Annotated in this window: 10 protein-coding genes; 8 read left to right on the forward strand and 2 right to left on the reverse strand. The window is 69.8% G+C overall.

The features are described 5' to 3' along the window. The gene (locus tag EBE87_RS19545; protein ID WP_120638384.1) at positions 1-1,290 is read left to right on the forward strand and encodes a 3-isopropylmalate dehydratase large subunit; all 1,290 of its coding nucleotides are present in this window, start codon (positions 1-3) and stop codon (positions 1,288-1,290) included. Further along, a complete protein-coding gene (locus EBE87_RS19550; protein ID WP_120638383.1) occupies positions 1,287-1,826 on the forward strand; it encodes a 3-isopropylmalate dehydratase small subunit in 540 nt (179 codons plus the stop codon). Before EBE87_RS19545 ends, EBE87_RS19550 begins: the two co-directional genes overlap by 4 nt. Here the strand turns inward: EBE87_RS19550 and putA are convergent. Further along, the gene (gene putA, locus EBE87_RS19555; protein ID WP_120638382.1) at positions 1,823-5,479 is read right to left on the reverse strand and encodes a trifunctional transcriptional regulator/proline dehydrogenase/L-glutamate gamma-semialdehyde dehydrogenase; all 3,657 of its coding nucleotides are present in this window, start codon (positions 5,477-5,479) and stop codon (positions 1,823-1,825) included. The genes EBE87_RS19550 and putA overlap by 4 nt on opposite strands. Positions 5,480-5,594: 115 nt before the next feature. On the opposite strand from putA, the gene EBE87_RS19560 reads away from it, so the two are divergent. Further along, positions 5,595-6,056: an Lrp/AsnC ligand binding domain-containing protein gene (locus EBE87_RS19560; protein WP_120638381.1), complete on the forward strand. Its 462-nt coding sequence runs from the start codon at positions 5,595-5,597 to the stop codon at positions 6,054-6,056. Between the two features lie 35 nt (positions 6,057-6,091). On the opposite strand, the gene EBE87_RS19565 is transcribed toward EBE87_RS19560, so the two are convergent. Continuing rightward, positions 6,092-6,745, reverse strand: coding sequence for a GntR family transcriptional regulator (locus EBE87_RS19565; protein WP_120638380.1), 654 nt, complete (start codon positions 6,743-6,745; stop codon positions 6,092-6,094). A gap of 137 nt (positions 6,746-6,882) precedes the next feature. Here EBE87_RS19565 and EBE87_RS19570 point away from each other — a divergent pair, with 137 nt between their 5' ends. Genes EBE87_RS19570 through EBE87_RS19590 form a run of 5 tightly spaced genes read left to right on the forward strand, consistent with a single transcriptional unit; the run spans position 6,883 to position 12,980 of the window. Next, complete coding sequence (locus tag EBE87_RS19570) at positions 6,883-7,998, forward strand: ABC transporter substrate-binding protein (protein ID WP_120638379.1); 1,116 nt, start codon at positions 6,883-6,885, stop codon at positions 7,996-7,998. Between the two features lie 16 nt (positions 7,999-8,014). Beyond that, on the forward strand, positions 8,015-9,727 hold the full coding sequence (locus EBE87_RS19575) for an ABC transporter permease (protein WP_233553204.1): 1,713 nt from the start codon (positions 8,015-8,017) through the stop codon (positions 9,725-9,727). After that, on the forward strand, positions 9,720-10,820 hold the full coding sequence (locus tag EBE87_RS19580) for an ABC transporter ATP-binding protein (RefSeq protein ID WP_120638377.1): 1,101 nt from the start codon (positions 9,720-9,722) through the stop codon (positions 10,818-10,820). Before EBE87_RS19575 ends, EBE87_RS19580 begins: the two co-directional genes overlap by 8 nt. Continuing rightward, a complete protein-coding gene (locus EBE87_RS19585; RefSeq protein WP_233553202.1) occupies positions 10,807-12,057 on the forward strand; it encodes a CaiB/BaiF CoA transferase family protein in 1,251 nt (416 codons plus the stop codon). Before EBE87_RS19580 ends, EBE87_RS19585 begins: the two co-directional genes overlap by 14 nt. Further along, positions 12,054-12,980 (forward strand): HpcH/HpaI aldolase/citrate lyase family protein, encoded by a 927-nt coding sequence (locus EBE87_RS19590; protein ID WP_120638376.1) that lies wholly within the window; start codon positions 12,054-12,056, stop codon positions 12,978-12,980. Before EBE87_RS19585 ends, EBE87_RS19590 begins: the two co-directional genes overlap by 4 nt. The last annotated feature ends 1,020 nt before the right edge of the window (positions 12,981-14,000 follow it).

Consider the following 14,000-nt stretch of genomic DNA (forward strand, 5'->3'; position numbering starts at 1 on the left):
ATGACAGGCCAGACGGTCGCGCAGAAGATCATCGCCCGCACCCTGGGGCGGGTGGCGGTGGAGGTCGGGGAATATGTCACCGTCTCAGCCGACTACACCGTGTGCCAGGAGTTGTTCTGGCCCGGCCACCAGCGGAATCTGCAGCGCATCGGGGTGGAGCGCATCCCGCGCCCCGACAAGGCGGTGATGGTGATCGACCATTCCACCTCCGCCGCCATGGGCTCGCACCACTACCAGACGCACCGCTCATTGCGGGACTGGTGCGAGGCGCAGGGGATCGAGCACTTCTTCGGCCCCGGCAGCGGCTTGCGCCACCTGATGATGGTGGAGCGCGGCCTGGCGCGGCCGGGGCTGCTGATCTTCTCGGATGAAGGCAATATCGCCAGCCTCGGCGCCGTCGGCGCGCTGAACATCCCGATCTCCACCGAGGTCGTCGTCTCCCTGATCGAGGACCAGAACTGGCTGGCGGTGCCGCCCTCCGCCCGTATCACGCTGACCGGGACACTGCCTTTCGGCGTCACGGCGCGGGACCTGATCCAGACTATCATCCGCGACTATGGCGCGACCGACCGCCTGCTGGGCTGCTGCGTGGAATTCACCGGCCCGGCCATCGCCGGCCTTTCGTTGGACGACCGCCAGACCATCCTGGCCTCGCTCTTCCACAGCGGCGCCTATACCGGGGTGATGCCGGTGGATGCGGTGGCCCGCGCCTATGTCGAGGCCCGCGCGGCCGGCCCCTGGCAGGTGGTGGAAGCCGACCCGGATGCCGAATACGTGCTGGAGGCCACCTACGACCTTTCCGCCCTCTCCCCCATGGTGACGCAGCCGCCGGACCTGCATGGCGGCGTGCCGGTGGAGGAGGTCAGCGGGCGGCGGATCGACCAGGCCACCATCGGCTCCTGCGCCGGCAACCGGCTGGAAGACATGCGCGCCGCCGCCGAGATCCTGCGCGGCCGCCAGGTGGCGCGGCATGTCACGCTCTACATCACGCCGGGAAGCCGCGAGGTTTATTCGGCGGCGGCGCGGGAAGGATTGCTGGAAGTGTTTTCCGATGCCGGCGCCACGGTGCTGGCCCCCGGCTGCACCACCTGCTGGGGCTACCAGGGCCAGTTGAACGACTATGAGGTGCTGATCTCAACCCAGCAGTTCAACTACCAGGGGCGCAACGGCAGCCGTTCGGCGGAGGTCTTCCTCGCCGGGCCCTATGCGGTGGCCGCCGCCGCCGTGGCGGGGAAGATCGTGGACCCGCGCGAGATGCTGGCGATGCAGGCGGCGGGAGCGGTGGCATGAGCGGGCAGGATCTTCGCGGCCGCGTCTGGAAGTTCGGCGACAATGTCAGCGGCGATGACGGCATCATCGAATTCTCGATCGTGCGCGAGGGCTTCGGCAAGGCCTTCGACGAGGAAGCGCTGAAGGCCATGTGCTTCCGCCGCCTCCGCCCCGAATTCCCGGCCGAGGTGCGGCCCGGCGACATCGTGGTGGGCGGCCGGAACTTCGGCCACCACAACCATGTCGAGGTCAGCGTTGCCATCAAGGCGTCCGGCATTGCCGTGGTGATCGTGGAATCCTGCGAATCCGGCATCATCCGCCGCGCGCTGAATGTCGGCCTGCCGATCATGACCTGCCCCGGCATCACCGATGCCGTGCAGGATGGCGAGGTGGTCGAGGCCAATCCGGCCACCGGCATCATCCGCACCGCCACAGGCGGGGTGCTGCAGGCGCGCCCTTTCTCGCCCCGCATGGTGCAGATCTGGCAGGCCGGAGGCTCCATCCCGCTGCTGGAGCGGGAATTCGCCGAACGCCGCGCGGCCGCCGCTGGGGCCTAGAGGCTCATCAGGCTGGCATTGCCCCCGGCGGCGGCGGTGTTGGTGCTGACGGAGCGTTCCAGCAGCAGCATGTCCGGCCGGTAGAGGCCGCTCTCCTCCGGCAGCAGCACGGGGCGCAGCGGGCCTTCCTGGGCCGCGACGTCGCGGTTCAGGTGGCGCAGCGCCTCCGCCCCGCCTTCGAACAGCACGGCGGCGCAGGCGCGGATATCGTTGCCATCCGCCGGCCGCAGGCGGGACGCCAGAGCCGGGGGCAGGCCATCCAGCATCGCCAGCGCCTCCGGCGGTGCCTGGAGGCGCGCGGCATTGCCGGTGGAGAGGCAGGCCGCGGCCTGCAAGGCGAGGCCCTCGCGCGTCGCGGCATGGCACAGCACCGTGCCGCGCGGATGCAGCGCATAGCGGTTCAGCTCGCCCACCGGGCCGGGCAGGGTGATCTCCAGCCCGCAGCGCGATGCCGCCGCCTGTTCCGCGCAGCGCGCCGCCAGCGCGGCCTCGCCCCGCCCGCGCAGCCAGTCCAGGAAGGCGCTGGCTTCCGGCAGGGCAGGGGTGGCGGGCAGGGATGGCTCGGCCGGGCAGGCGGCCAGCAGGCGCCGCAGGTAGAGGGGCCCGCCCGCCTTGGGGCCGGTGCCGGAAAGCCCGTGCCCGCCAAAGGGCTGCACGCCCACCACGGCGCCGATGATGTTGCGGTTGATGTAGAGATTGCCCGCGCCCGCCCATTCCGTCAGCCGTGCGATGCTTTCGTCGATGCGCGAATGCGCGCCGAAGGTGAGGCCATAGCCGGTGGCATTGATGTCGCGCATCAATGCTTCGGTGCCGTCGCGGTGGAAGCGCAGCACGTGCAGCACGGGGCCGAAGACTTCCCGCTCCAGCTCTGCAACCTTGCTGATCTCGATGATGCTGGGCGCGACGAAGCTGCCTCCGCGGCATTCGGCCGGCAGCGGCAGCGCATGCACCGGGTGGCCACTGGCGCGCATGGCGTCGACATGCTGCTGGATGCCGGCGCGCGCTTCCTCGGTGATGACGGGGCCGATATCGGTGCTCAGCCGCGCGGGGTTGCCCAGGCGCAGTTCCGCCAGCGCGCCCTTCAGCATGGTCAGCACGCGCTCCGCGATATCCTCCTGCACACACAGCAGGCGCAGGGCCGAGCAGCGCTGCCCAGCGCTGTCGAAGGCCGAGGCCATGACATCCGCCACCACCTGTTCCGCCAGCGCTGAACTGTCCACCACCATGGCATTCTGCCCGCCGGTCTCGGCCACCAGCGGCACGGGGCGCCCGCCCGCGCCCAGGCGCCCGGCAAGCTGGCGCTGGATCAGCCGCGCCACATCGGTGGAGCCGGTGAACATCACGCCCTCGGTGCGCGGGTCGGCCACCAGCCGGGCGCCCACCTCGCCCTCGCCGGGCAGCAATTGCAGCACCTCCGGCGGCACGCCAGCCTCATGCAGCAGCGCCACGGCGAGGGAGGCGATCAGCGGCACCTCCTCCGCCGGCTTGGCCAGCACCGGGTTGCCCGCCACCAGCGCCGCCGCCACCTGCCCGGTGAAGATGGCCAGCGGGAAATTCCAGGGAGAGATGCAGACCACGGGGCCGAGCGGCCGGTGCGCGGCGGTGAAGCCGCGCGCCTGGGTGGCGTAGTAGCGCAGGAAGTCCACGGCCTCCCGCACCTCGCCCACCGCATTGGGCAGGGACTTGCCGGCCTCCCGCACGATGGGGCCGAGCAGGGCCTCCATGCGCGCTTCCATCAGTGTGGCGGCACGTTCCAGCATGGCGGCGCGCCGGGCTGGCGGGGTGGCGGCCCAGCCTGGGGCGGCGGCCACGGCCCGGGCCAGGGCGGCATCCACCACCGCGTCATCGGCCTCCACCACATGGCCGACCAGGTCGCGCCGGTCGGCGGGGTTGCGGACTTCCCGGCGGGCCCCGTGCGCCACGCCTTCCGGCGCCGCCAGCAAGGGCGCGGCATGCTCCCGCAGGGCGGCGCCGAGGCTGGCGAGGCGATCCTCGTCCGTCAGGTCCAGCCCGGCGGAATTGGGGCGGGCATCGCCGAAGAGGTCGCGCGGCAGGGCGATGGCGTCATGCGGGCGGCCAACAGGGGTAAGCGCGCGGGCCTCGGCCACCGGGTCCGCCACCAGCATCTCCACCGGCACGGCGGGGTCGTTGATGCGATTGACGAAGGAGGAATTGGCGCCGTTCTCCAGCAGCCGCCGCACCAGATAGGCCAGCAGCGTCTCATGCGTGCCGACGGGCGCGTAGATGCGGCAGGGGCGGTTCAGCCGGTCCGGGCCCACCACTTGCTCGTACAGCGGCTCGCCCATGCCGTGCAGGCACTGGAACTCGTATTGCCCGGGGTGCCATGCCGCCGGGTCCGCCATGCTGTGGATGGCGGCAAGCGTCCGCGCGTTATGCGTGGCGAATTGCGGGAAGACGGCATCCGGCGCCGCCAGAAGCCGCCGCGCGCAGGCGAGGTAGGAGACATCGGTGTGGATCTTGCGTGTGAAGACCGGAAAGTCTTCCAACCCGTCCAGTTGCGCGCGCTTGATCTCGCTGTCCCAATAGGCGCCCTTCACCAGCCGCACCATCATGCGGCGCTGCGTGCGGCGGGCGAGGTCCACCACGAAATCGACCACGAAGGGCGCGCGGCGCTGATAGGCCTGGATGACGAAGCCAACGCCATTCCAGCCGGCCAGCCGCCCGTCCTGGCAGAGCGCCTCCAGCAGGTCGAGCGACAGCTCCAGCCGGTCGGCTTCCTCGGCGTCGATGTTCAGGCCGATGTCGTAGCGGCGGGCCAGCACGGCCAGCTCTGCCACGCGCGGCAGCAGTTCCGTCATCACCCGCTGCCGCTGCGCGCGGCTGTAGCGCGGATGCAGGGCGGAAAGCTTGATGGAAATGCCTGGGCCTTCCTGGATGCCACGGCCGGCGGAAGCCTTGCCGATGGCATGGATGGCGGTTTCGTAGTCACGGAAATAGCGGGCGGCATCGGCGGCCGTGGTCGCGGCCTCGCCCAGCATGTCGTAGGAATAGCGGAAGCCCTTGGCCTCCATGGCGCGACTGCGGGCCAGGGCTTCCTCGATGGTCTGGCCGGTGACGAACTGCTCGCCCATCATCCGCATGGCGAGATCGACGCCCCGGCGGATCACCGGCTCCCCCGCGCGGGCGACCAGACGGGTCAGGGCCGAGCCCAGCCCGGCCTCGCTGTTGGTGGCGGAGAGCTTTCCGGTGACCACCAGCCCCCAGGTGGCGGCATTGACGAAGAGCGAGGGCGAATGGCCGAGATGCGCCCGCCAGTCGCCGCCGCCGATCTTGTCGCGGATCAGCGCATCCCGCGTGGCGGTGTCGGGGATGCGCAGCAGCGCCTCCGCCAGGCACATCAGCGCCACGCCTTCCTGGGAGGAGAGGGAGAATTCCTGCACCAATGCCTCCACCCCGCTGCCCCGGCGCTTGCCGCGCAGGGCGGTGACGAGGCGGCGGGCCAGCGCCGCCGTGGCGGCCTCCTGTTCCGCTGGCAGAGCCGCCTGTTCCAGCAGGGGCGGCAGGCAGGTGGTTTCGGGCCGGCGGTAGGCTGCGGTGATGGCGGCGCGCAGCGGCGACTGCGGCTGCAGCTCCTGCCCGAAGGCCAGGAAGGGCTGTGGCGCTGGGGCGGTGGCCTGGAAGGTCGTGCTCATGGTCGTGTCATCTCGGCGGGAGCCCTGATTCTAGGCGGTGCCGGTCGGATCAAAATAGCGCTTCGGAAGCCATGGCCGTACAAGATACGGTCGAAACGCAGCCGGGTAGCGAAACATGCAGAAGATCGACCAGACAGACCGCGCCATCCTGGCCGTGCTGCAACGGGAAGGGAGAATCACCAACCTGGAACTGTCGGACCGCATCGGCCTTTCCCCCACCGCGACCAGCGAGCGCATGCGGCGGCTGCTGAAGGACGGGCTGGTCACCGGCTTCGGCGCGCGGCTGGACCCGCAGAAGCTGGGCTTCGGGCTGCTGGTCTTTGTGGAAGTGCTGCTGGACAAGACGACGCCGGATGTCTTCGACCGCTTCGCCGCCGCGGTGAACCGCGCGCCGGAAGTACTGGAATGCCACATGGTGGCTGGCGGCTTCGATTACCTGGTGAAGACGCGGGTGCGGGACATGGCGGCCTACCGCACCTTCCTCGGCACGGTGCTGCTGGGCCTGCCGGGCGTGCGGGAAACACGCACCTATGCCGTCATGGAGGAAGTGAAGAGCGACGCGCCGCTGCCGCTGTGAGGCCGCGCCGCCGGCTCGGCTGAGGCGGCGGACGGTTATTCCACGGCGGCCTCATCCAGGGCCGGGTCATTGGCGGCGGAGCCGAGGATATGCGCCCGCACCGTCCCGGCCACCTGGGCCGCGTCTCCGGCGCGGAGCGCGGCCAGGATCTCCCGATGCCCTTCCGCGCTGCGCCGCAGGGCGCGCATCGAGGGCCAGAGCACCAGGGGCCAGAGGCGGGCGCGGTCCCGGGTCTCGGCCGCCACCTCCACCAGGGCACGGTTCGGCGCGAAGCTGTAGAGCGTGTCGTGGAAATCGAGGTTCGTGGCGCTCTGGCTGGCGGTGGTGCCCTCCGCCACCGCGCGGTCGAAGGCATCCGCCTTCTGTTCCAGCAGGCGTAGCGCCGCCTCGTCCAGGTGGGGCAGGGCGCAGAGGGCGGCCTCGCATTCCAGCAGCGCCCGCACGGCCAGCATGTCGCGCACGCGCTGCCGGTCCGGCTGCGCCACGCGGAAGCCGCGGTTCGGCACATGCTCCACCGTCTGCCGCAGCGCGAGCTCCGCCAGGGCGGCGCGGATGTCGAAGCGTGTGGCGCCCAGGCTTTCCTCCAGATCCACCTGCCGCAGCCATTCGCCGGAGCGGTAGCCGCCGGAGCGGATCACGGCCGCGATCTCGGCGGCGAGGTGGCGCTTGGGCTGGGTCGAGCGTGGCATTCCCGGGTCGTGTCCTGGCGAAAAAGATTGCAGCCCCGCGATCAGCGCGTTTAGCCTATTGGCGCCAATTATTGCGCCAAAAATAGAACGGGTCGAGCCACGATGCAGGGACGGCCCACGAGGGAAGGAAACACGGAATGATCCGGATCGGTCGCCGCACCGCCTTGGCTCTGCCTGCCCTGATCCTGGCGAACCGCGCGCAGGCGCAGGGCGCCCCCACGAGCTACCCGCAGGGCTATGGCGACGTGGTCGCGGGCGGGGAGCGGGAAGGAAACCTGCTCATCTATTCCATTATGTCGGCCGAGAACTGGCGGCCGGTGCTGGAGGGCTTCAACCGCCGCTACCCCAAGGTGAAGGTGGAGACGCTGGACCTGCCGAATTCGCGTGAGGTCTTCGAGCGCTACCTGGCCGAGCGCGGCACCAACAGCCGCACCGCCGACCTGCTGGCCACCGCCGACCCGTCCGGCTGGATCGAGTTCCAGCAGCGCGGCGAGGTGATGCCCTATGAATCGCCCGAGGCCGCCGCCTGGCCGGCATGGGCGAAGCCCTGGCCGGGGGTCTATACCATCTCGGCCGATCCGCTGGTCTTCATCTTCAACAAGATGCTGGTGCCGGAGGCGCAGCAGCCCAGGAGCTTCGCGCAATTCGCGGCGCTGGCGCAGGAGAACCGCAGCCGCTGGCGCAACAAGCTGACCAGCTATGGCGCGCATTTCGGCGGCTTCGGCTACTCGGCCAATTTCGGCTTCGCGCAGAAGCATGGCGACCAGGCCTGGGAATGGTTCAAGCAGGTCGCCCCCACCCAGCCGCGCTGGGAGCGTTCCGGCGGCCCGATGACGGAGAAGGTGACCTCGGGCGAATACGCCGCCGGCTGGTTCGTCTCTGCCATCACCTTCTGGCCCCGGCTCAACGACCCGGCGCGGGCCCGCGTGCTGGGCTGGAACTTCATCGAGGACGGGCAGCTCGTCATCCTGCGCGGCATGGCCATCCCGAAGGCGGCGCGCAACGTCAATGCCGCGAAGCTGATGCTGGACTACATCGCCTCGCCCGAGGGTCAGGTGGCCTTCGGCCGCGGCGGGCTGACCCCGGCGCGGCCCGACATCAAGCCGGGCGAGGGCATCCGCCACACCTTCAGCTCGATCAGCGAGGCGGTGGGCGGCGAGAAGAACATCGCCTTCATCGACTACAACCCCGCGATCCTGGAGCAGTACCAGCCCTTCATCGACCGCTGGAAGCAAACCTACGGCGTGAGCTGAGCCGATGAGCCTGGCCATGTCCCGGCCGGAGGCGCCGCCCGCGCCGCCGGCCATCCCGCGCGCTGTGCCGATCCAGTACGGCACCGCGCTGCTGGTGCTGGTGCTGGTGGCGGGGCCGCTGCTGCCGGTGCTGCTGCAATCCGTGCTCGACGGCGCGCTTTATGACGCCGAGTACCACCTGACCCTGGCCAATTTCGCCCGGCTTGCCCGCACCGAGGGCTTCGGGATGGTGCTGCTGAACACCGCCGTGCTGGCGGCGCTGACCACGCTGGTGGCGCAGGTGGTCGGCACGCTGGCCGCCATTCTCTTCGGCCGCACGGACCTGCCGCTGGCGCGGCTGATGAGCGAGTTCTTTCTCTGGCCGCTCTATCTCTCGGCGCTGGTGCTGTCCTTCGGCTGGTATGCCGTCTACGGCCCCTCCGGCTATCTCACGCTGCTCTGGCAATCCCTGCTGGGGGAGGCGCCCTGGACGCTCTATTCCCTCACCGGCATGGCGGTCATCGCCGGCGTGTCGCAGGCGCCGCTGGCCTATATCTATTGCCTCTCCTCCACCAGCATCACGGACCCCTCGCTGGAGGAAGCGGCGCGCGTTTCCGGCGCCGGCACCTTCCGCACGCTGTGGCGTATCACGCTGCCGCTGATGAAGCCGGCCATCGCCTATAGCGCCGTGCTGAACTTCACCGTGGGGCTGGAACTGCTTTCCATTCCGCTGATCTTCGGCGACCCGGCGGGCATCACGGTGTTGACCACCTTCCTGTTCAACAACGGCATCTCCTCGCCCAGGCCGGACCACGGGCTGGTGGCGACGGCGGCGGCGCTGATGCTGGCGGTGGTCTGCTTCCTGGTCTGGCTGCAGGGACGGATGCTGGGCAACACGCGGCGCTTCATCACGCTCGGCGGCAAGGCGACGCGGCCGCGCCCCTTCCGCCTCGGCGGGCTGCGCTGGCCGCTGTTCATCCTGGCAGCGCTCTATATCCTGGCCACCGTGGTCGCGCCGATCGGCGTGCTGGTGCTGCGGGCCTTTACGGCCTTCCTGTCGCCGATGATCCCGCTGGGCGAGGTGCTGACCACCGCCAACTTCGCGCAGATCTTCGACTACCCGGTCTATTCCCGCGCGGTGTGGAATTCCTTTGTGGTCAGCCTGGTGGGCGGCGCCATCGCCACGGCGCTGATCGGGCTGGTGGCCATCATCGTGCACCGTTCGGAATTCCGCTTCCGCGGCGCGTTGCAATACCTGGCGCTGTTTCCGCGCGCGGTGCCGGGCGTGGTGGCGGGCATCGGCTTCTTCTATGCCTTCGCGCTGCTGCCGGGCCTGGGCTTCCTGCGCAATTCCATCTGGATCCTGGTGATCGCCTTCACCATGCGCTTCATCCCGGCCGGCATGGGCGCCGTGGCGCCCATGCTGCTGCAGGTGAGCCATGACCTCGACCGCGCCGCCCGCGTGCAGGGCGCCGACTGGTGGACCACCAGCCGCCGTATCCTGCTGCCGCTGATGCGGCCGGCGCTGGTGGGCTGCTTCACCATCCTCTTCATCTCCTTCTTCAAGGAATACACCACCGCGATTTTCCTCTTCGCGCCGGGCAGTGAGGTGATCGGCACCGCGCTGCTGCATTTGTGGGTGCAGGGGGAGGTCGGCCTCGTCGCCGCGCTGGCGACCATCCAGGTGGCGGTGATCGCCGTCTGCGTCGCCGCCGTGCGCGGCATCTTCGGAGTGAAGCTGCATGGCTGACCTGACCATCCAGGGGCTGACCAAGCGCTTCGGCGGCGTCACCGCCGTCGATGGGGTGGACCTGCATGTGGCGGATGGCGAATTCGTCACCCTGCTCGGTCCCTCGGGCTGCGGCAAGTCCACCACCCTCGCCGCCGTGGCGGGGCTGGACCGCGCCGATGGCGGGCGCATCCAGGTGGGCAAGACCGTCTATTTCGACGCGGCGAAAGGCATCTACCTGCCGCCCGAGGCGCGCAACTGCGGCCTTGTCTTCCAGAGCTACGCGCTCTGGCCCCACATGACGGTGGCCGACAACGTCGCCTTCCCCCTCACGCTCCGCAAGGTGCCCGCCGCCGAGCGGAAGCGGCGTATCGAGGAGGTGCTGGCGCTGGTGGAGATGGAGCGCTTCGCCGGCCGCTACCCGCATGAGCTTTCGGGCGGGCAGCAGCAGCGCGTGGCCCTGGCCCGCACCCTGGTCTACCGCCCCGCCATCCTGCTGCTGGACGAGCCGCTCTCCAACCTCGACGCCAAGCTGCGGGACCGCGCCCGCGCCTGGCTGGCGGAGCTGCGCACGCGCCTGGGCCTCACCACCATCTATGTCACCCACGACCAGATCGAGGCGCTGTCGCTGTCCGACCGCATCGTGGTGATGAATGGCGGGCGCATCGCGCAGATCGGCACGCCGCAGCAGATCTACGAGCATCCGGCCGACCCCTTCGTGGCGGATTTCATCGGCACCACCAACTTCCTCTCCGCCCGCGTGCTGGGGGAAGCGCCGGCCGGCGGCCGCACCGTGCTGGAACTGGCCGATGGCCAGCGGCTGGAGGCCATCGCCGACCGCCCCGCCGCCGCCGGCAGCCAGGTGACCATCGCCTTCCGGCCGGAGCAGATGCTGGTAGCGCCGCGCGGCGCCGCGCTGGAAGGCGGCTCGGTATTGGCCACCCGCGTCACCAGCCGCTCCTATGTCGGCGGCAACTGGCAGGTGGGGCTGGAACTGGCCGGGGCCGTCCTGCGGCTGGAGGCACGCCAGCCGCCGGCGGAGGACGATCTTCATCTCTGGCTGCCCCATGCGGGCGGCATCCTGTTCCGGGGAGGCGCCGATGTCGCCGCTTGACGAGGCGCGGGCCCAGGGCCTGCCGCGCGCCGATTACACGCCGGGCGCGGCCGGCCCGCTGGAGGGCGTGCGGGTGCTGGACCTCTCACGCCTCGTCGCCGGCAATACGCTGACGCAGCACCTGGCCGATTTCGGCGCCACGGTGGACAAGGTGGAGCCGCGCGACGGCGACACGCTGCGCGGCTGGCGCGTGCGCGGGGTGGAGACCGCCTGGAAGGTGCATGGCCGGGGCAAGCGCAGCCTCTGCCTCGACTTCCGCCACCCGGAGGCCATTCCGCTGATCCGCCGGCTTGTGCCGGGGGCGGCGGTGCTGGTGGAAAGCTTCCGCCCCGGCACGCTGGAGGCCATGGGACTGGCGCCGGAGGAGCTGCTGCGGCTGGAGCCGGGGCTGATCATCGTCCGCATCTCCGGCTGGGGGCAGGACGGGCCCTATTCCCGCCGCCCCGGCTTCGGCACGCTGGTGGAGGGTTTTGCGGGTTTCGCGGACATGAACGGCTTCGCCGACCGCGAGCCGGTGCTGCCGCCCATGTACTTGGCCGATACCATCGCGGGCCTGACCGGCGCCTTCACCACCATGGCGGCGCTGCGCGAGGTGGAGATGCGCGGCGGCCAGGGGCAGGTGATCGACCTGCCGCTGCTGGACCCGCTCTTCACCGCGCTGGGCCCGCAGGCGGCGAATTACCGCCTCACCGGCAGGACCAAGCCGCGCACCGGCAGCCGCTCCACCGGCGCCGCGCCGCGCAATGTCTATCGTACCCGGGATGGCGGCTGGGTCTGCCTTTCCGCCTCCACCCAGGGCATGGCGGAGCGTGTGCTGCGCTCCATCGGCCGTGGTGATCTGGTGGAGGACCCGCGCTTCCGCACCAACGAGCAGCGCGTGCAGCATGGCGAGGAACTGGACGCCATCATCGGCGCCTTTGTCGCCCAAAAGACATTGGAGGAAAACGTGGCCTTCTTTGAAGCCGCCGAGGTCACCATCGGCCCGGTGAACGACATCGTCCGCTTCATGGCGGACCGGCATGTGCAGGCGCGCGGCCTGCTGGCGGAATATCCGGACGAGGACATGGGGCAATTCCCCATGCATGCCATTCCGGCGCGGCTGTCCGGCACGCCGGGGGCGATCCGTGCGCCGGCGCCACGCCTGGGGCAGCACAGCCAGGAGATCCTGGCGGCGCGGGGCTTCGGCGCGGACGAGATCGAGGCGGCGAAGGCTTCCGGCCTGGTGGTGGCGGCATGAGCGCGCGCCCGCATCCCGTCTGGCGCTCCGGCCTCTTCGTGCCGGTGAATGTGGAGCGCTTCCTGTCCCGCGCGCATGAGCGGGGCGCGGATGCCATTCAGCTCGACCTGGAGGACAGCATCGCCCCGGCCGACAAGGCCGATGCCCGCGGCAGGGTGGAGGGCGCCGTGGCGCGGCTGCGGCGGGAGGGGCGATCGGACATCCTGGTACGCATCAACCAGCCGCTGGAGGATGCGGTGCGCGACCTGGAGGTGGCGGTGATCCCCGGCGTCGATGCCATCATGGTCACCAAGGTGGAGGGCCCCGACCACCTGCGCCTGCTGGACGAGCTGGTCTCGCGCCTGGAGATGCGGCGCAGCCTGCCGCAGGGCGGCGTCCGCTTCGTGGCCTTGATCGAGGCGCCGGGGCCCCTGGCGCAGGCCCATGCCATCGCGCATTCCACGGCGCGGCTGGTCGGGCTGTCGCTGGGGGCCGAGGATTACGCCACGGCCATCGGCGGGGAGCCCACGGCGGAGGTGCTGATGCTGCCCAAGCAGCAGATCCTCCAGGCCGCCAAGGCGGCGGGGCTGATGGCGCTCGGCACCATCGGCACCGTGGCTGATTATTCGGATATCGAGGCCTATACAAAGGTGGTGCGGCGCGCCGCCAGCTTCGGCTTCGTCGGCGCCTCGGCGATCCATCCCGCGCAGGTGCCGGCGCTGAACGCGGGATTCAGCCCCTCCGCCGAAGCCGTGGCCGAGGCGGACCGCATCGTCGCCATGAACCGCGAGGCGGCCGCCCAGGGCCGCGGCTCCTTCGCGCTGGATGGCAAGATGATCGATATCCCGATCGTGCAACGGGCCGAAGCCTTGCTGGCGCGGGCGCAGGCCATCGCGGCCCGTGCCGGCGCGGGGAACCCTGCCAGGATGGCAGGTGCCGTGTAAGAGCGGAGGGGGGCTGGATGTGGCATGCCGGAGGAACGGCAGGGAGCCTTGCTGGCCACGGGCCAGGCGGCCTGCTGCAAGTGCCTCGGGCCGGCCCGGGGCAGCAGACCTGATCTTCGCGTGTCTGTTGTCAGGAGCCGCGAACCGGATGCTGCCCTCATGGAGGTGCCGGCACGGCAAGGTCACATGCCTGGTAGCCGAGCGCGACAAGGGCATCGAGCGGCTGGGGGAGCGGGCGGTGGAGCATGCCTTGGGTCTCACGGCGGCTTCACCCAGGGCTAGGCGGCTGTCAGGCCCTGATCGTCAGGGGCAGGAAGCGCTGTAACCGGCTGAGCGGATGCACTGGCGCATGGAGGCGTGAGAAGGTTGGTCGTGCGAGTGTGCCGAGGCGAAGCCAGGGAGGCACCAGGGGCATCGGGCGTCGCACCCATAAACTGTCGCAAGGCAGCGGGTAAGGAGGATGCGGCACCGGTGATCCCTGCCATCTTGAAGGATGTTAAGGGTGGCCGGCTCCTACGTCTGCCTGGGACGGCCGACCTGCCCAAGAGTCATTGTGAAGTCTGACCGTAAGGCACCGCTTCTGTTGTCCGTCATGGGGCCGAGCCGCCTTTGGAAAGTCGGATGCAAGACCTTGGACCAGGGCCACATGGACCCCGTCCCTTGCTTTGGCCGCGAGGCGGACATTTCCTTCGAGAAGGTGAAAAAAAGCCCTTGATGGCAGCAGCGTCGGGCATTATATCGGCGCTCTCGCAGCGAGGCGGTGCTCTTTCAGGTTTCCGGCGGTTGGTGGCGCTCCTGAGCGTGGCCGGCTTCTTCGGAGACAAAGACGTCGTCTTGGTTGTGGGTTTGATCTTGGCGCCTTTAGGTCCAGATCTCTTGCTCTCGCTGAAATGCAGGGGCGCACCTAGTCGGCTAACGCCGGCTTGGTTGTTCTTTCAAAATTGCATCAGTCTTCTGGAAGTAAGCAGATTGGCTTAGCTGTTGCTTGATTGATCCTGACGGTGAGTTGGGATGGGTTGG

Origin of the sequence: Teichococcus wenyumeiae (assembly GCF_003696345.1) — a bacterium.
Classification (GTDB): Bacteria; Pseudomonadota; Alphaproteobacteria; order Acetobacterales; family Acetobacteraceae; genus Pseudoroseomonas; species Pseudoroseomonas wenyumeiae.

Bases quoted from the DNA above. Each gene is read 5' to 3' on its own strand.
- EBE87_RS19565 (WP_120638380.1), bottom strand. From the start codon at position 6,745: ATGCCACGCTCGACCCAGCCCAAGCGCCACCTCGCCGCCGAGATCGCG.
- EBE87_RS19585 (WP_233553202.1), top strand. From the start codon at position 10,807: ATGTCGCCGCTTGACGAGGCGCGGGCCCAGGGCCTGCCGCGCGCCGAT.
- putA (WP_120638382.1), bottom strand. From the start codon at position 5,479: ATGAGCACGACCTTCCAGGCCACCGCCCCAGCGCCACAGCCCTTCCTG.
- EBE87_RS19560 (WP_120638381.1), top strand. From the start codon at position 5,595: ATGCAGAAGATCGACCAGACAGACCGCGCCATCCTGGCCGTGCTGCAA.
- EBE87_RS19545 (WP_120638384.1), top strand. From the start codon at position 1: ATGACAGGCCAGACGGTCGCGCAGAAGATCATCGCCCGCACCCTGGGG.
- EBE87_RS19575 (WP_233553204.1), top strand. From the start codon at position 8,015: ATGTCCCGGCCGGAGGCGCCGCCCGCGCCGCCGGCCATCCCGCGCGCT.
- EBE87_RS19590 (WP_120638376.1), top strand. From the start codon at position 12,054: ATGAGCGCGCGCCCGCATCCCGTCTGGCGCTCCGGCCTCTTCGTGCCG.
- EBE87_RS19570 (WP_120638379.1), top strand. From the start codon at position 6,883: ATGATCCGGATCGGTCGCCGCACCGCCTTGGCTCTGCCTGCCCTGATC.
- EBE87_RS19550 (WP_120638383.1), top strand. From the start codon at position 1,287: ATGAGCGGGCAGGATCTTCGCGGCCGCGTCTGGAAGTTCGGCGACAAT.
- EBE87_RS19580 (WP_120638377.1), top strand. From the start codon at position 9,720: ATGGCTGACCTGACCATCCAGGGGCTGACCAAGCGCTTCGGCGGCGTC.